Annotated in this window: 16 protein-coding genes; 11 read left to right on the top strand and 5 right to left on the bottom strand. The window is 67.7% G+C overall.

Annotated elements, in window-relative coordinates; translation table 11 throughout:
- Positions 1–74 precede the first annotated feature (74 nt).
- Complete coding sequence (locus IAE56_RS07245) at positions 75–560, bottom strand: DUF456 domain-containing protein (protein ID WP_200752036.1); 486 nt, start codon at positions 558–560, stop codon at positions 75–77.
- A gap of 234 nt (positions 561–794) precedes the next feature.
- Here IAE56_RS07245 and IAE56_RS07240 point away from each other — a divergent pair, with 234 nt between their 5' ends.
- Positions 795–1,004, top strand: coding sequence for a cold-shock protein (locus tag IAE56_RS07240; protein ID WP_108769314.1), 210 nt, complete (start codon positions 795–797; stop codon positions 1,002–1,004).
- A 76-nt stretch (positions 1,005–1,080) separates the two neighbouring features.
- On the opposite strand, the gene IAE56_RS07235 is transcribed toward IAE56_RS07240, so the two are convergent.
- Positions 1,081–1,578: a glycine zipper 2TM domain-containing protein gene (locus IAE56_RS07235; RefSeq protein WP_116864069.1), complete on the bottom strand. Its 498-nt coding sequence runs from the start codon at positions 1,576–1,578 to the stop codon at positions 1,081–1,083.
- Between the two features lie 129 nt (positions 1,579–1,707).
- Positions 1,708–2,142 (bottom strand): cytochrome c, encoded by a 435-nt coding sequence (locus IAE56_RS07230; RefSeq protein ID WP_164073957.1) that lies wholly within the window; start codon positions 2,140–2,142, stop codon positions 1,708–1,710.
- Between the two features lie 93 nt (positions 2,143–2,235).
- Here IAE56_RS07230 and IAE56_RS07225 point away from each other — a divergent pair, with 93 nt between their 5' ends.
- The gene (locus IAE56_RS07225) at positions 2,236–3,051 is read left to right on the top strand and encodes a tRNA threonylcarbamoyladenosine dehydratase (protein WP_108769311.1); all 816 of its coding nucleotides are present in this window, start codon (positions 2,236–2,238) and stop codon (positions 3,049–3,051) included.
- A gap of 35 nt (positions 3,052–3,086) precedes the next feature.
- On the opposite strand, the gene IAE56_RS07220 is transcribed toward IAE56_RS07225, so the two are convergent.
- Together IAE56_RS07220 and IAE56_RS07215 are read right to left on the bottom strand one after the other, a co-directional pair.
- Positions 3,087–3,860, bottom strand: a complete 774-nt coding sequence (locus tag IAE56_RS07220) for a TatD family hydrolase (RefSeq protein WP_200752050.1) — start codon at positions 3,858–3,860, stop codon at positions 3,087–3,089.
- A complete protein-coding gene (locus IAE56_RS07215) occupies positions 3,857–4,072 on the bottom strand; it encodes a DUF6116 family protein (RefSeq protein ID WP_108770711.1) in 216 nt (71 codons plus the stop codon). The genes IAE56_RS07220 and IAE56_RS07215 overlap by 4 nt, the downstream gene beginning before the upstream one ends.
- A 163-nt stretch (positions 4,073–4,235) precedes the next feature.
- On the opposite strand from IAE56_RS07215, the gene IAE56_RS07210 reads away from it, so the two are divergent.
- From IAE56_RS07210 to IAE56_RS07170, 9 genes are all read left to right on the top strand, one after another.
- On the top strand, positions 4,236–5,075 hold the full coding sequence (locus IAE56_RS07210; protein WP_108769310.1) for a glycine zipper 2TM domain-containing protein: 840 nt from the start codon (positions 4,236–4,238) through the stop codon (positions 5,073–5,075).
- 119 nt (positions 5,076–5,194) lie between these two features.
- Positions 5,195–5,737: a GNAT family N-acetyltransferase gene (locus IAE56_RS07205; protein WP_200752035.1), complete on the top strand. Its 543-nt coding sequence runs from the start codon at positions 5,195–5,197 to the stop codon at positions 5,735–5,737.
- Positions 5,738–5,821: 84 nt separating this feature from the next.
- Complete coding sequence (locus IAE56_RS07200) at positions 5,822–6,481, top strand: glutathione S-transferase family protein (protein ID WP_200752034.1); 660 nt, start codon at positions 5,822–5,824, stop codon at positions 6,479–6,481.
- Positions 6,482–6,587: 106 nt separating this feature from the next.
- Entirely contained in the window at positions 6,588–8,867 is a 2,280-nt protein-coding gene (locus IAE56_RS07195; RefSeq protein ID WP_200752033.1) for a transketolase C-terminal domain-containing protein, read from the top strand.
- A gap of 3 nt (positions 8,868–8,870) precedes the next feature.
- Positions 8,871–10,814, top strand: coding sequence for an asparagine synthase (glutamine-hydrolyzing) (gene asnB / locus IAE56_RS07190; protein WP_200752032.1), 1,944 nt, complete (start codon positions 8,871–8,873; stop codon positions 10,812–10,814).
- Positions 10,815–10,879: 65 nt separating this feature from the next.
- The gene (locus IAE56_RS07185; RefSeq protein ID WP_200752031.1) at positions 10,880–11,440 is read left to right on the top strand and encodes an NADPH-dependent FMN reductase; all 561 of its coding nucleotides are present in this window, start codon (positions 10,880–10,882) and stop codon (positions 11,438–11,440) included.
- A 250-nt stretch (positions 11,441–11,690) separates the two neighbouring features.
- Positions 11,691–13,121: a replicative DNA helicase gene (locus IAE56_RS07180; protein WP_108758252.1), complete on the top strand. Its 1,431-nt coding sequence runs from the start codon at positions 11,691–11,693 to the stop codon at positions 13,119–13,121.
- A 201-nt stretch (positions 13,122–13,322) separates the two neighbouring features.
- Positions 13,323–15,566: a TonB-dependent receptor gene (locus tag IAE56_RS07175; RefSeq protein ID WP_200752030.1), complete on the top strand. Its 2,244-nt coding sequence runs from the start codon at positions 13,323–13,325 to the stop codon at positions 15,564–15,566.
- Positions 15,566–17,155 (top strand): alkaline phosphatase D family protein, encoded by a 1,590-nt coding sequence (locus tag IAE56_RS07170; protein WP_200752029.1) that lies wholly within the window; start codon positions 15,566–15,568, stop codon positions 17,153–17,155. The genes IAE56_RS07175 and IAE56_RS07170 overlap by 1 nt, the downstream gene beginning before the upstream one ends.
- The last annotated feature ends 120 nt before the right edge of the window (positions 17,156–17,275 follow it).

Raw genomic sequence — 17,275 nt, 5'->3', positions numbered from 1 at the left:
GGCTGCCCGCAGCAACGGCCAGCCCCTTGGTTTATGCCCGGCGCGGGCGTGCGCATGGCGTGAAGGCGGCGGCCTCACAGGAACCAGGCGAAGGCGAACAGGCCCAGCATGGCGATCACTACGGCCAGCTTCAGGGCAAGGCCGAGCAGGATGCCCAGCCACGTGGCCAGGCCGACCTTGGTCGAGCGCCCCAGCTCGCGGGTATGCCAGTACTCGCCCAGCAACGCACCCAGCAGTGGGCCGGCGAACAGCCCGATGGGCATGAAGAACAGGCCGACGATGCTGCCGATGAAGGTGCCCCAGAGGGCCTTGCGACTGGCCCCGACCCGCTGCGCGCCTACCACCGTGGACAGCACGTCGGCCACCAGGGACAGCGCGGTGAGGACCCCGAGAGCCACCAGCGTGGGCCAGCCGACATGGGCAAAGCCGTCAGCCCATGCCGCGAGCAGCAGGCCGACGAAGACCAGCGGCACCCCAGGCAGGGCCGGCAGGATCACCCCGGCGATGCCGACCAGGACGAGAATGACCGCTAGCAGATACAAGATGAATGAGAGGTCCATGCTGTCCCGTATGGTTGTCTTTTTGGGGTTGACACTTTGAGATTTTGGCAGTTGCTTTTTCGTTTTGCTCGGGTTAAGTTGCAGTCGCTGAGCTTGGCAAGGTCACCGTGGATCGTGGCCTGATGAAGCAAGATCTAACCGATCCGCTGCATCGTTGCACCTCGCTTCCCCCTTGCTTGTCAGCCGCCCAACAGGCGTTTCCAACAACAAGAGAGTCACCAGGGAGTGAGTGAGATGGCTGATCGCGAGACCGGTACCGTAAAGTGGTTCAACGATGCAAAGGGCTTCGGCTTCATCAGCCGTGAAAACGGCGAAGACGTGTTCGTGCATTTCCGTGCCATCCAGACCCAGGGCTTCAAGAGCCTGAAGGAAGGCCAGAAGGTCACCTTCACCGTGGTGCAGGGCCAGAAGGGCCTGCAGGCTGATGCCGTAGAGCCGGTCTGACGACCCGCCTGCAATGCATCGCACGAAAAAGGCCCGCGCAAGCGGGCCTTTTTCGTTGCCACCGTCGCCTGCTGGATCAGCGCAGGACGACGCGGCCGTTGACGACGCGGACGTAGGTGTTTTCGCGGATACCGGCCAGATCGCGCTGGTTGACCACGATGGTGCGGCCATCGTCCATGCGCACGGTGATGTCGTAGGTATCGCTGGTCACGTTCTTCTGGATCTGGTTGCCGGCGAGGGCACCACCGACCGCGCCTGCAGCGGCGGCGACGTTCTTGTTGCCGCGGCTGCCGCCGGTGTGGTCGGAGATCTCATGGCCGGCCACGGCGCCGACGATGCCGCCGAGGATGGCGCCGGTCGCGCTGGGCGCGGTACGGCCCGAGGCCACGGTGTTGATGCGGGTCACGATGCCGCAGTCGGCGCAACGGTTCTGGTTGTAGCCGTTGTTGTTGCCGTAGCCACCATTGTTGTAGCCACCGTTGTTGTAACCACCGCCGCCGTAACCGGGCGAGGTGGCGCAGCCGGCCAGGGCGAGCGTAGCAATGACACTGGCGGCGATGAGCTGGATCTTCATGGGGCGTCTCCTGGCCGTGAAGGCGGGTGGAAGGGTGGTACTGCGTCATGCAGCAGGGTGATCGAATCGTCCACTTTCCAACGTGAACAAGGTGCCAATCACGCCAGCCTTCCCCGGCTGGAAGATGAATCAGCGGAAGTCCTGGTGGCAGGCCCGGCAGTCGTCCTGCACGGTCTGCACCACCTTGGCCAGCGCGGCACAGTCACTGGGCGGGGCGGCCAGTGCCGCATTGAGGTCCGCCCGGTACTGGCTGGCATGCTGCTGGAAGCGCGCGTCGTCCTTCAGCTTGGGAAACGCCAGGTCCAGGTCGTTGGAAAGCAGCCGCAGTGACTGCAGGCGCGGCTGGCTGTCGGCCAGGCTGCAGCGGTTCTGCTGCTGGGCCTGCTGCAGCAGCTCCGCCTGCCGCTGCATCACGTGCATCAGGCTGTGCGGGAAGGGGTCGCGACCGGCCTGCAGGGCGCGGCCGACCATGACCGTGGCGACCAGACCGATCAGCAGGCCGAGCACGAGCACGAACAGATAGCGCTGGGCGCTGGAAGGACGACGGGACGGGCTGGCGTTCATGCGGGCTCCTCCATGGGTGATGCGCGAGCGTGCAACGGTGGGTTCGATGGCGGCCCGCTATGGCCGCCGCTGCCTGCACGTTAAAATAGCCGCATGAACGAACAGGTCAAACAACGCTTCGCCGGCATCGAACGGCTGTATGGCGTAGGTGCGCTCGAGCGCCTGCAGGGCAGCCGCGTGGCGGTGGTGGGCATGGGCGGCGTCGGCTCGTGGGTGGTGGAGGCGCTGGCCCGTTCGGCGGTCGGCCACCTGACCCTGATCGACGCCGATGACATCTGCGTGTCCAACACCAACCGGCAGCTGCCGGCGATGGAGGGCAACTACGGCCGCAACAAGTCCGAGGCGATGGCCGAGCGCTGCCGCGCGATCAACCCGCAGATCGACGTCGATGCCGTGCAGGCGTTCCTGACCACCGCCAACATGGCCGAACTGCTGGACCGTGGCTTCGACCTGGTCATCGATGCCTGCGACAGCTTCCGGGTGAAGGTGGAGACCATCGCCTGGTGCCGCCGCCGCAAGCTGCCGCTGCTGACCGTGGGCGCTGCCGGCGGCCGTACCGACCCGACCCTGGTGCGCATCCGCGACGTCTCGCGTACCGAGCACGACGCGATGCTGGCGCTGATCCGCAAGAAGCTGCGCAGCGAGTTCAACTTCCCGAAGAACGCCAAGCGCTATTTCGGCGTACCGGCGGTGTATTCGCTGGAAAACGTGAAGTACCCGCAGGCCGATGGCAGCGTCTGCGGCCTGCGCCCGAACCTGGGCGCCGATGCCGCGTTGAAGCTGGATTGCGGCGCCGGGCTGGGCGCGGCCACGCACATCACCGGCGCGTTCGCGTTCGCTGCGGTCGGCAAGGCGCTGGAAATGCTGCTGGAGCCGAAGAAGGTCAAGGCCGAAGCCGCCGAGGTTTGACCGGTAGCGCCGGGCCATGCCCGGCGAAACGGCGATCAGGCGGCCGGCAGCGCGAACAGCCGCCGGGCGTTCTCGCTTGTCACCCGTGCCACGGTCTCCACGTCGGTACCGCGCAGCGCGGCCACGTGGCGGGCGATCACCGACAGCCGCGCCGGTTCATTGCGCTGGCCGCGGATGCCCGCGTCGGGCTGGTCCGGCGCGTCGGTTTCCAGCAGCAGCTGCTCCAGCGGCATCTCGCGCACCAGGCGCTGCAGGCGCTGCGCTCGTTGGTAGGTCAGCGGTCCACCCAGGCCGAGCAGGAAGCCCAGCTTGTGCAGCTGCGCGGCCTGTTCCGGGCTGCCGGGAAAGCTGTGGACCACGCCGCGCAGGCCGCCGATGCGGCGGATCGCGGCGATCACCGCGTCCACCGCGCGGCGCGCATGCACGATCACCGGCAGGTCGAAGTCGCGTGCCAGCTTCAGCTGGCCAATGAAATAGTCCTGCTGCGCCTCGGCATCCAGTCCTTCGACGAAGAAATCCAGGCCGCACTCGCCGATCGCGCAGGGACGCTCGCGCTCGACCCACTCGCGCAGCTGGCCCAAGTGTTCGGGACGATGGTCGGCCAGGAACATCGGGTGCAGGCCATAGGCCGGGTACAGCCCCGGTGCCTGCTGGCAGACCTCGCGCAGCTTCGGCCAGCTGGCGGCGGTCACCGCCGGTACCACCTGGGCCTGCACGCCGGCCGCACGGGCGCGCTCGATCACCGCCGTGCGGTCGGGGTCGAACTCGCTGGCATCCAGGTGGCAATGGCTGTCGATCAGCATGTTCAGCGCTGCTCCAGGGGGGGGGGCGTCGCCGCGCTGCGGTTCTTCCAGTTGGCCAGCAGCAGGGTGCCCAGGCCCAGCATCAGTTCGTCCACGAACGGGATCGGGTCGGGGATGAACAGCGTCAGCGCGAACAGGCCGGCGGTCAGCTTGAACAGGGTGGGGTAGCGCAGCCGGCGTGCCCATTGCAGGACCGGCAGCAGCATCGGGTTGGCCATGGCGGGGCTCCTCGTGGGCGTGCTGCAAACGCTACCACGGGCCCTGCATTTCCCGATGCTGAATGGGTTACGGCCATGAGTACGAAATGTGGAGATTCCGTTCAGGCAGCGCATGCTGCAATCTGCATCGAGAACGTTGCGGACGGTCCGCAGGGAGCAGGTCATGAAAAGCACAACTACAACTGTCCTGGTCGCAGCAGGCGCGCTGCTGGTGGGTGGCATCGCAACCGCCGCCTTCATGAAGAGTGGTGACAAGGCCCCGGATGCACTGGGCGCCGCGAATCCTTCCGAGTCGCGCCTGGTCGATGGCAGCGCTGCCGATGACGGCGCGCGCGGCGACGCGGTCGATGCCTCGGCACCGCGCGGCCTGGAATACGCTGACGTGCTGAAGGTCGACCCGCTGACCGAGAAGCAGAAGGCCTATGCGACCGTCATCGGCACCGAGCCGGTGCGCGAGACCTCCACCACCCAGACCCCGCATGAAGTCTGCGAGGACGTCGTGGTGCAGGAGCGCCTGCCCGAGCGTGATGGCAACGTCGGCGGTACCGTGGTCGGCGCCGTGGTCGGTGGCCTGCTCGGCAACCAGGTGGGCGGCGGCAACGGCAAGAAGGCTGCCACCGCAGCCGGCGCCGTCGCCGGTGGCTTCATCGGCAACCAGGTGGACAAGCGCCACGTGGGTGGCCGCGTGGTCAACCGCACCGAGCGCCAGTGCCACACTGAAACGGCGACCTCCGAGTCGAGCCGCGTGACCGGTTACAACGTGACCTACCGCAACGAGGACGGCACCACCGGCACCATGCGCATGGCCAGCAAGCCGGGCACGCGCATCGCCATGGGCACCAACGATGTGGTCAAGGGCTACAACGTGACCTACCGCTATGACGGCGCCGAGAAGACCGTGCGCATGGACAACAAGCCGGCCAGCGACCGCCTGCCGGTGGTGGATGGCCAGCTGGTGACCCAGACCGCCGCGGCCGGCGACGCAGCGGCCAACCGCCAGTAACGCGGCAACGGAATGCTGTATCGGACGGGCCGGCCTTTGCCGGCCCGTTTCGTTTGCGTGCTGGATCCGATGGCGGGATCGGCGATGATGAGCGGCCACGGTACCCGGCGGGAGCCTGCATGAGCATCTTCGACCTGCGCATCGAAACCGAGCGCCTGATCCTGCGCCCACCGCAGGCGCAGGACCTGGAGCCCTACCTGGCGTTCTGCGCCGATGAAGAAGTGATGCGCAGCCTGGGCGGCGTGCAGCTGCCTTCGGTGGCCTGGCGCAGCTTCTGCAGCCTGGCCGGAGGCTGGCAGCTGTTCGGCTATTCGATGTTCAGCGTCATCGAGAAAGCCACCGGCGAATGGGTCGGCCGCATGGGCCCGTGGCAGCCGCTCGGCTGGCCCGGCCCCGAGGTCGGCTGGAGCATCTGCCGCGCGCGCTGGGGCCGTGGCTACGCCCCCGAAGCGGCGGTGGCCGCCATCGACTGGGCGTTCGACACGCTGGGCTGGGACGAGGTGATCCACACCATTGCCGATGACAACGAGAAGTCCAGGGCGGTGGCGCGCAAGCTGGGCAGCAGCCTGCTGCGCATGGGCCAGTTGCCGCCCCCCTACGAGGGGCCGCCGCTGCAGATCTGGGGGCAGTCGCGCGCGCAATGGCAGCAACGCCGGCGGTGATGCTGCACCCGCGCTTGGCATCGGCCGATGTGCTTGCCAGACTGCGTGCAGCCGGCCGTCGGCCGGGATGTCCTGGAGCAGGCAATGGTGGAAGAGCGCGTTCCGTTGACGGTGCATGGCATGTCGGTGTCGGGCAACTGCCACAAGGTGCGGATGCTGCTGGAACAGCTCGGCAGCCGCTACCGCTGGGTGGAAGTGGACAGTGCGCATGGGCAGACTCATTCGCCTGAGTTCCTGGCCCTCAACCCGAATGCGAAAGTGCCGCTGATCGTGCGCGACGATGGCCGCGTGCTGACCGAATCCAACGCGATCCTGTTCTGGCTGGCCGAAGGCACGCCGTACCTGCCCACCGATGGCTGGGAACGCGCGCAGGCACTGAGCTGGATGTTCTTCGAGCAGTACAGCCACGAACCCTGCGTGGCCGTGGCGCGCTTCATCCGTGGCTGGACCGATGCCGATTCGCCGCGCCGGGCCGAGCTGCCGCGCCTGCATGAGCGCGCCGCGACCGCGCTGGCGGTGATGGAGCAGCACCTGCGGCAGGCGCAGTGGTTCACCGGCAGCGGGTACGGCATCGCCGACATCGCGCTGTTTGCCTACACCGATGTTGCCGCCGATGGTGGCATCGACCTGCAGCCGTTCGTGGAAGTGCGTGCGTGGCTGCAGCGGGTGCGCGAGCAGCCACGGTTCGTGGCGATGCCGGCGGTTACGCCCGAGGTCCGCGCACGGTTGGATTCGCGCGGGTAGAGTCGAGCTTGCTCGACTGGCTTCCAGGGCAGTCGAGCAAGCTCGACTCTACGAAAGCAGGGCCGCGACGCCCGGCGGAATGCAACAACGACACGGAGGGTGTTCGATGTTTGCTGTGGTTCCCGATCCGATCCCCGCACGCATGCGCGTGCTCAACCGCGCCGAAGTGTGCGACGTCAATTTCCTCGAGGCGGTGCGCGGCTGGCGTGGGCTGCCGCGCCCGAAGCCGGCGCCGGATGCGCCGATCCTGCCGGGCAGCACGCTGACCGCAGCGGCATTCGCCGAGCTGTTCGATTCGCAGCTGGCCAGCCGCCAGCTGGACCTGATGGCGCGCGTGCTGCGCGTACAGAACAAGGTCTTCTACACCATCGGGTCGTCCGGCCACGAAGGCAACGCGCTGCTGGCACGGGCCTGCCGGCATACCGATCCGGCGTTCCTGCATTACCGCTCCGGCGCCTTCATGGCCGAGCGCGCGCGGCAGGTGCCGGGCCTGGATCCGTTGCGTGACGCGGCACTGTCCTTCGCCGCCAGCGCCGACGACCCGGCCAGCGGTGGCCGCCACAAGGTGTGGGGCAGCCGCCCGCTGTGGGTGCTGCCGCAGACCTCGACCATCGCCTCGCACCTGCCCAAGGCGCTGGGTACCGCGCTGGCCATCGAAAGCGGCAAGCGCCTGGGCCAGCCGCTGCCGATCCCTGCCGACAGCATCGTGCTGTGCTCCTTCGGCGATGCCTCGGCCAACCACGCTACCGCGCAGACCGCCTTCAATACCGCGATGTGGTCGGCCTACCAGAAGCTGCCCGCGCCGATCCTGTTCGTCTGCGAGGACAACGGCCTGGGTATTTCGGTGAAGACGCCGGAAGGCTGGATCGCCGAGCGCTTCAGCCGCCAGCCGGGGCTGGACTACTACTACGCCGATGGCCTGGACCTGGCGGCGGGGCATGCGCAGGTGCAGGCCGCGGTGGAGCATTGCCGGCGCACCCGTCGGCCGACCTTCCTGCACCTGCGTACCACGCGGCTGATGGGCCACGCCGGCACCGATTTCGAAGTGGAATGGCGCGCGCTGGCCGACCTGTGCGCGGCCGAAGCCCAGGATCCCTTGCTGCGGTCGGCGCAGATCGCGCTGGAATCGGGCTGGATGGATGCTGCCGGCATCGAGGCTGCGTACGAGACCCTGCGCGTGCGCTGCCTGTCGGCGGCGGCCGACGCCGAAGCGCGGCCCAAGCTGCAGTCGCTGGATGAAGTGGTCGCGCCGCTGGCGCCGTACACGCCGGCGGCGGTGATGGCCGAAGCGCAGCGCCCGGTACCGGCCGAAGCACGCGAGGCCCTGTACGGCGGTGCCGACGCGCTGCCCGAGCGGCAGCCGCCGCGGCACCTGGCCGTGCAGATCAACCACGGCCTGCAGGAACTGCTGTGCAAGTATCCGCAGGCGCTGCTGTTCGGCGAGGACGTGGCGCAGAAGGGCGGCGTCTACACCGTCACCAAGGACCTGCTGCGCCGCTTCGGGCCGCGCCGGGTGTTCAACACCCTGCTGGACGAGACGATGATCCTCGGCATGGCCCAGGGCCTGGCCAACATGGGCCTGCTGCCGATCCCGGAGATCCAGTACCTGGCTTACCTGCACAACGCGATCGACCAGCTGCGTGGCGAGGCCTGTTCGCTGCAGTTCTTCTCCAACGACCAGTTCCGCAACCCGATGCTGGTGCGGGTGGCCGGCCTGGGTTACCAGAAGGGCTTCGGCGGCCACTTCCACAACGACAACTCGATCACCGCGCTGCGCGACATTCCCGGACTGGTGGTGGGCTGCCCGTCGCGCGGCGACGATGCGGTGATGATGCTGCGCACGCTGGCGGCGCTGGCCCGGGTGGACGGCCGGGTGGCGGTGTTCCTGGAACCGATCGCGCTGTACATGAGCAAGGACCTGCACGCGCCCGGCGATGGACAGTGGCTGTTCGACTACCCGGCGGCGGGGCAGGCGCTGGTGCTGGGCGAGGGCCGGGTCTATGCGCCCGACGCCGATGATCTGGTGGTGTTCACCTACGGCAACGGCGTGCCGATGGCGCTGCGCGCGGTGCCGGCCATCCAGGCGCAGACCGGCTGGCAGGTGCGGGTGGTGGACCTGCGCTGGCTGGTGCCGCTGGATGCCGGTTTCATCGCCGCCCAGGCCGCCACGGCGCGGCGGGTGCTGGTGCTGGACGAGGGCCGTCACAGCGGCGGGGTGGGCGAGGGCGTGGTCACCGCCCTGGTCGAGGCCGGCCATGGCCACTTGCCGCTGCGGCGGGTCTGCGGCGCCGATACCTACACGCCGCTGGCGGGGGCAGCAATGTTCGGGCTTCCAAGCGACAATGCGGTGATTGGCGCCGCCCTCGACCTGGCGCAGGAACCCTGATGCATGTGTGGATTGGCGGGAATGTTGTTGCCGGCGCCGCAGTCGCCGAACGAGGTGCTGCAGGCGCAGGCGCTGGCCATGGGGCAGGCGCTGCACCACCGCGGGCCGGATGACGGCGGCACCTGGGTCGACGCCAGCGCCGGCATCGCCCTGGCGCACCGCCGCCTGAGCATTCTCGACCTGTCACCGCTGGGCCACCAGCCGATGGCCTCGGCCGACGGCCGTTACGTGATGGCCTACAACGGCGAGGTCTACAACTTCGCCGCGCTGCGCGCCGAGCTGGAGCCGCTGGGCCATGCCTTCCGCGGCCATTCGGATACCGAGGTGCTGCTGGCCGCGATCCTGCAGTGGGGCGTCGAGGACACCCTGCAGCGCGCCAACGGCATGTTCGCCATCGCCCTCTGGGACCGCCACGAGCAGTGCCTGTACCTGGCCCGCGACCGGGTGGGCAAGAAGCCGCTGTACTACGGCTGGGCCGGCGACACCCTGGTGTTCGGTTCGGAGCTGAAGGCGCTGTGGCAGCACCCGGACTTCGACAACGACATCGACCGCGATGCGCTGACCCTGCTGCTGCGCCTGGATTACATCCCGGCCCCGCACAGCATCCACCAGCGCTGCTACAAGCTGATGCCGGGCCGCGTGCTGCGCCTGGATGCGGCAACGGTGGCCGCCGGTGCCGCCGCGCACCGCCCCGAGCAGGCACAGCGCCCGTACTGGGATGCGCGTGCGCGCATGCAGGCGGCGCTGGCCGCACCGTTCCAGGGCCGCATCGAGGAGGCCGAGGAACAGCTGGACGACCTGCTGCGCGATGCCGTGGCGCTGCGCATGGTGGCCGACGTGCCGGTGGGCGTGTTCCTGTCCGGTGGCACCGATTCGTCGCTGGTGGCCGCGCTGATGCAGGCGCAGAGCACGCAGCCGGTGCACAGTTTCAGCATCGGCTTCAGCGGCTCGCACCATGACGAGGCGCCGCTGGCGAAAGAGCTGGCCGGCCACCTGGGTTGTGACCACACCGAGCTGTACGTGAGTGGCGCCGATGCACTGGCGGTGGTGCCGCAGCTGCCGGCGATGTTCGATGAGCCCTTCGCCGATGCCTCGCAGGTGCCGACCGCCCTGGTCGCGCGGCTGGCGCGGCAGGGCGTGACCGTGGCCCTGTCCGGTGATGGTGGCGACGAACTGTTCTTCGGCTACACCCGCTATGTGCGCGCGCTGCGCAACTGGCAGATGCTGGGCCGCGTGCCGGCGCCGCTGCGGCGCTGGATGGGCGCGCGTGCGCACCAGCAGGGCGAGGCGTCGCGCACCGGCGGCCTGGCCGCACTGCTGGCCGAGACCGGTGCGCGCGGCATCGGTGATGTCTACCGCAACCGCATCTCGCGCTGGCGCGACCCGGCGGCGGCGGTGATCGGTGCGCGCGAGGCCGGCAGCTTCTACGACATGGCCGACCCGCTGCACGGTGCCGGCACCCCGGCCGACGCGATGATGCTGGCCGACTTCGTCAGCTACCTGCCGGACGACCTGCTGTGCAAGGTCGACCGCACCTCGATGGCGGTCAGCCTGGAGGCACGGGCGCCGCTGCTGGACTGGCGCGTGGCTGAATTTGCCTGGTCGCTGCCGCTGGACTTCAAGCGCAGCGAGGACACCAGCAAGGTGCTGCTCAAGCGCGTGCTCGGCCGCTATGTGCCGCAGTCGATGGTGCACCGGCCCAAGCGCGGTTTCGGCGCGCCGGTGAGTGAATGGCTGAAGGGCGACCTGCGGCCGTGGGCCGATGACCTGCTGCAGCCGGCGCGGCTGGAACGCGAAGGCGTGCTGTCGGCGGCCGCCGTGCAGCCGCTGTGGCAGCAGTTCCTGGGCGGCCAGCGCAAGTGGCATACCCACCTGTGGAACGTGCTGATGTTCCAGGCCTGGCAGGACCACTGGCGGCAGGTGCGGGCGGGCGTGGCACGCGGCTGATCTTCACCGGGGCGCATCGGGCCGGCCGCTAGGCTGGCGCTTTCCCCCGTCAGGAGTGTGTCGCCATGCCTGTTCCCACCATCGCGGTCTTCGTTGGCAGCCTGCGCAAGGAATCCTGCAACCGCAGGCTCGCGCTGGCCCTGGAAAAGCTGGCCGGCGATCGTGCGCGTTTCACGTACGTGCGCATCGACGATCTGCCGCTGTACAACCAGGATTTCGACGGCAGCTACCCGGCCCAGGGCACCCGCCTGAAGGACGAGGTACGCGGTGCCGACGCGGTGCTGTTCGTCACCCCGGAATACAACCGCTCGGTGCCCGGCGTGCTGAAGAACGCCATCGACATCGGCTCGCGGCCCTATGGCGACAGCGCCTTCGGCGGCAAGCCGGCGGCGGTGATCGGTGCCTCCATCGGCCAGATCGGCACGGCCGTGGCCCAGCAGCACCTGCGCAACAGCCTGGCCTTCCTGGACATGCACGTGCTCGGCCAGCCGGAGGCGTTCATCCACTTCAAGGATGAGCTGATCGGCGCCGACGGCACGATCCACAACGAGGGCACGCACAAGTTCCTGCAGGGCTATGTGGATCGCTTCCTGAAGCTGATCGCGGTGCACGCCAAAGGGGACTGACGCTGCATTCGGGGTCAGAGCCCTCTGCTGCGCAGAGGGATCCGACCCCTCTCTGCCGGGGTCGGATCCCGTCGCGCAGCGGCGGGCTCTGACCCCATGCGATAATGGGTCTCCATAGGCCGGGCAGGCACGTCGCACAGCGGCGGATATCCCCCGTTCGTCCACGGCTTATCCACAGGCTTGTCCATGGCCGCCGGGGTCGGCGCATGCCTACACTCGCCTGGCCCACTTTCGCAGGAAACACCGCAGCATGTCCGCCCGTTCCGGCTTCCGTTCCAACCGCAAAGAGCGCGGCGATGGCTTCGACCGCGATCGCGACGAATCGCGCATCGACCAGCTGCGCGTGCCGCCGCACTCGGTGGAAGCCGAACAGGCGGTGCTGGGTGGCCTGATGCTGGCCCCGGAAGCCTACGACCGGGTCAACGACCAGCTGACCGAGACCGATTTCTATCGCCGCGACCACCAGATGATCTACCGGGCGATCCGCGAGTTGTCCGAGCGCGAGCGTCCGTTCGATGCGGTGACCCTGGGCGAGTGGTTCGAATCGCAGGGCAAGATGGAGCTGGTCGGCGATGGCGCCTACCTGATCGAGCTGGCCAGCACCACGCCGTCGGCGGCCAACATCGTCGCCTACGCCGAGATCGTGCGTGACAAGGCGGTGCTGCGGCAGCTGATCCAGGTCGGCACCGACATCGTCAACGACGGCTTCCAGCCCGAAGGGCGCGACAGCAGCGAGCTGCTGGCCTCGGCTGAAAAGAGCGTGTTCGCCATCGCCGAGCAGGGCGCGCGCGGCCGCACCGACTTCGTGGCCATGCCCGGCGCGCTGAAGGATGCGTTCGAGGAACTGCGCAACCGCTTCGAGAACGGCGGCAACATCACCGGCCTGCCGACCGGTTACACCGACTTCGATGCGATGACCGCCGGCCTGCAGCCGACCGACCTGATCATCCTTGCCGCGCGTCCGGCAATGGGCAAGACCACCTTCGCGCTGAACATCGCCGAGTACGCGGCGATCAAGTCGAAGAAGGGCGTGGCCGTGTTCTCGATGGAAATGTCCGCATCGCAGCTGGCGATGCGCTTGATTTCCTCCAACGGCCGCATCAACGCGTCGCGCCTGCGTACCGGCCAGCTGGAAGACGAGGACTGGAGCCGCGTCACCAGCGCGATCAAGATGCTGAAGGAAACCAAGATCTTCATCGACGATACGCCGGGCGTGTCGCCGGAGATCCTGCGTTCCAAGTGCCGCCGCCTGAAGCGCGAGCACGACCTGGGCCTGATCGTGATCGACTACCTGCAGCTGATGAGCGTGCCGGGCAACAGCGAAAACCGCGCGACCGAAATCTCGGAGATCTCGCGATCGCTGAAGGGTCTGGCCAAGGAACTGAACGTGCCGGTGATCGCGCTTTCGCAGCTCAACCGATCGCTGGAAACGCGTACCGACAAGCGCCCGGTGATGGCCGACCTTCGCGAATCGGGCGCAATCGAGCAGGACGCGGACATGATCGTCTTCATCTACCGCGACGATTACTACAACAAGGAAAATTCGCCGGACAAGGGCCTGGCCGAGATCATCATCGGCAAGCACCGTGGTGGCCCCACCGGTTCGTGCAAGCTGAAGTTCTTCGGCGAATACACCCGCTTTGACAACCTGTCGCACGATTCGGTCGGCTCGTTCGAGTAACGCCCGCGGCGTTACGGTAGCGCCGGGCCATGCCCGGCGGCACGGTAGTCAACAGGTGGCAGACGCCGCTGCCTTCGTCGCTCGCAACACCCCGCGCATGCTGCGTGTAAATGACATGTAACGCGCCGCTTTTACGATTCCGCCGCTGCTGCTCTTCGACGCCGCCTTTCGGTGTCCAGCGTGCCCAAGGAATCCGCCTCCATGTCGTCCCATGCTCCGCTCCGCCGCAACCTGCTTGCCCTGCTGGTCTGTGCATCGCTGCCGTCGCTTGCTTCGGCTGAAACCGCGCCTGACACCGAAGCACCGTCGGCCACGACCCTCGATTCGGTCTCGGTGATCGGCCGGGGCGAGGCCCGCCAGGTGCAGCGTGTCACCGCGGAGGACATGAAGGTGCTGCCGCCGGGCGCCAACCCGCTGAAGCTGCTGGCCAGCAAGCCGGGCGTGCATTTCGAATCGGCCGATGCCACCGGCGCCTATGAGTGGTCCACCAGCATCAGCCTGCGCGGCTTCAACCAGAACCGTCTCGGCTACACCCTCGATGGCATCCCGCTGGGCAACATGTCCTACGGCAACAGCAATGGCCTGCACATCAGCCGCGCCGTGATCAGCGAGAACCTGGGCGGCGCGGAAGTGTCCACCGGCATCGGCGCACTGGGTACGCCGTCCACCAGCAACCTGGGTGGCGTGTTCCAGTTCTATTCGATCGATCCGTCCACCGAGTACGGCGTGGTGCTGGCGCAGGGCTTCGGCAGTGACGGTGCGCGCCGCAGCTATGCGCGACTGGAGACGGGCGAGCACCAGGGCTTTGCCGCCTATCTGTCCGGCGCGTACTCCGAGGGCGACAAGTGGAAGGGCAAGGGATCGCAGGAGTCGAAGCAGTTCAATGGCAAGGCCACCTACCACTTCGGCGAGGACAGCCGGATCACCGCGCTGTTCAACGGATCGCGCCGGGTCGAGGCCGATTACCAGGATCTGTCGCTGGAGATGATCGATCGCCTCGGCTGGAACTGGGACAACTACGCGCCGGACTGGGATCGCGCGGTCGCGGCGGCGAACGGCCAGTACAGTGGCGGCGTCAACAGCCCATGGGACGCGTACTACTCCGGCCATGGCCTGCGCAATGACGACCTGTCCAGCATCGCTGGCGACTTCGGCCTCAACGAATCGATGCGGCTGAAGGTCAACGTCTACAACCACAGCAATCGCGGCCAGGGCCATTGGTTCAGCCCGTCCAATCCCTCCAACCCGGGTACCAGCCGGGAGATTCCGATCTCGATCCGCACCACCGAGTACGCGATCGACCGTACCGGCGTGACCTCTGCGTTCACCTGGAACGTCGGTGGCCATGAACTGGAAGCCGGCCTCTGGTACGAGGACAACGGCCATAGCGTGCAGCGCAACTTCTACTACATCGACGGCCCCATCACCGATGACTTCTTCCTGCGCAATCCCGACCAGCGCGTGTGGAACCAGCAGTACACCACCATCACCCGCCAGTTCTACGTGCAGGACCGCTTCCGCCTGTTCGATGATCGCCTGACCATCGACATCGGCGCCAAGTCGCCGCACACCCGCACCAGCGTGCGTACGCCGCTGGGCAACTACGCGAACAAGAGCAGCCTGACCGCGAAGAAGGGCCTCCTGCCGCAGGCCGGCTTCAACTTCAAGCTCAACGAAGGCAACGAGGTCTTCGGTTCGTTCGCAAAGAATGTCGCTGCCTATGCACTGGGCGTCGGCAGCCCGTTCAACGTGCCGCAGGCCGACTTCGATGCCAGCGCAGGCAACCTGAAGCCGGAACAGTCGCGCACGATCGAGCTGGGCTGGCGCGGCTACGGCCGCGGCTATGAAGCCTCGGTCGCGGTGTATGACGTAAAGTTCGACAACCGCCTGCTGGCGATCGCCCAGTGCGTGGGCATCCTTGGCTGCCCGGCACTGTTCTCCAACGTCGGCTCGGTCACCAGCCGCGGTGCTGAAGCCATGCTGCAGTTGAAGCCGATGCAGGACCTGGCCTGGTCCAATGCGCTGTCGTGGAATGACAGCACCTACGACAACGATTACGTGAACAACGAGGTGGTGCCGACCCGCGGCAGGAAGACCGTCGACACGCCGGAATGGATGTTCGCCAGCACGCTCGCCTGGACCCCGGGCCCGTGGGACATGCGCCTGTCGGCCAACCACGTCGGCAAGCGTTACGTGACTTACACCAATGATCTCTCGGTCCCCAGCTACTGGCTGGTCAATGCGTCGGTGGCCTACGACTTCGGTGCGATGGGTCCGGCGCAGAACCTGACGGTCGCACTGAACCTGACCAACCTGACCGACAAGCGCTACCTGTCGTCGATCAACACCAATGGCACCTACGCCAGTGACCCGACCCGCAGCCTGGCCACCATGCAGGTTGGCGCGCCGCGTCAGGTGATGGCAACCGCGACCGTCCGCTTCTGATGCGCTCACCTGTCGATCCGGAAACCCGTCGCCGTCTGCTGCGCCTGGCGTGGCAGGGCACGGGGGCGGCGATCGCACTGGCCGCGATGCCGGGGCTGGCTGCGGCCGGTCCGCGGCCGCGGCTGGGGCGTGATCCGTTCACGCTGGGCGTCGCTGCGGGCGATCCGGATCCGCAGGGCGCGGTGCTGTGGACGCGGCTGGCACCGGACCCGCTCAATGGCGGTGGCATGCCCGCGCGGGCGGTGCCGGTGCGCTGGTACGTGGCCGAAGACCCCGGCATGCGCCGGCTGGTGCAGCGTGGCGTTGCGGCTGCCGTACCGGAGCTGGCGCACTCGGTGCACGTGGAAGTCAACGGCCTGCGCCCGGGCCGTGACTACTACTACCGGTTCGCCTGCGATGGTGACGAGGAAAGCGCGGTCGGTCATTTCCGCACCGCGCCGCTGCCGGACACGCAGCTGCAGCAGCTGCGACTGGCACTGTGCACCTGCCAGGCCTGGAACAGCGGCTACTACCCGGTACTGCGCGACATCGCGCGCAGTGATGTGGATCTTGTGCTGCACGCCGGCGACTACCTGTACGAATACAGCCCGCTGCAGAATGCACGCGGTCGCACGCTGGATGCGGAGCGCTTCAGCGGCGAGACCGTCAGCCTGGAGCGGTACCGCGACCAGTACGCGCTGTACAAGCTCGATCCGGACCTGCAGGCGGCCCATGCCGCGCATGCCTTCGCAGTGATCTGGGATGACCACGAGGTGCAGAACGACTACTCCGGCATCCATCCGGAGAAGCCCGGCGTATCGACCGAGGCGTTCATCGTGCGGCGTGCGGCGGCCTACCGCGCGTTCTACGAACACCTGCCCATGCGCAGCACGCCGGCAGGCAATGGTGGCCTGCGCGTGCACCGGCGGCTGCGTTACGGTGATCTCGCACAGCTCAGCCTGCTCGATTGCCGCCAGTTCCGTCCCGCAAATCCCTGCGGGGTGGGCGAATCGGCGCGCTGCGATGCCGCGCTGGACCCGCGCATGAGCATGCTCGGTGCCGGCCAGGAAGCCTGGTTCGCCCAGTCGATGGTGGCGGCACAGGGGCTGCGCTGGAACGTGGTGGTGCAGCAGTTGCTGATGGCCCAGCTGCAACTGGATGCGGGCACCCCGCGCGAGCGCTTCTGGAACGACGCCTGGGACGGCTATCCGCTTGCGCGCAACCGGCTGCTGCAGGCCCTGCAGACAGGCGGCACGGGCAACGCGATCGTGCTCGGCGGCGACTGGCACTCCACCTTTGTCAACGACCTGAAGCTGGATTTCAACGCGGCCAGCTCGCCGGTGGTCGCCACTGAATTCATCGCCCCGGCGATCAGCAGTGGTGGCGACGATACGCCGTATGGACCGTACTACGGACCGTCGATTCCGCAGAACCCGCACATCCGCTATTTCGACGGCGACCGCCGCGGCTGGTGGAAGCTGCAGCTGAACCGGCAGACCGTGGACGCCGAACTGCGCTTTGCCGACAGCGTGCTGCGTGCCGATGCCGAGGTGCGCACCGCAGCGCGCTTCCAGGTCATCCACGGCCGGCCGGGGGCCGTGCCGGTGTAGGAGCCGGCCGGCGCTCAAGTTCCCCCGTGACCTGCCGTTACCGCACCGGTACCAGGGGGAAACATCACCGTCCATGACTCATTGCTGCACGCGCGGCGATGGACCGGCGCGTGCGCCCCC

The organism is Stenotrophomonas sp. S41 (assembly GCF_016624625.1).
GTDB lineage: Bacteria > Pseudomonadota > Gammaproteobacteria > Xanthomonadales > Xanthomonadaceae > Stenotrophomonas.
This window is presented reverse-complemented; position numbering and strand designations above follow the sequence as displayed.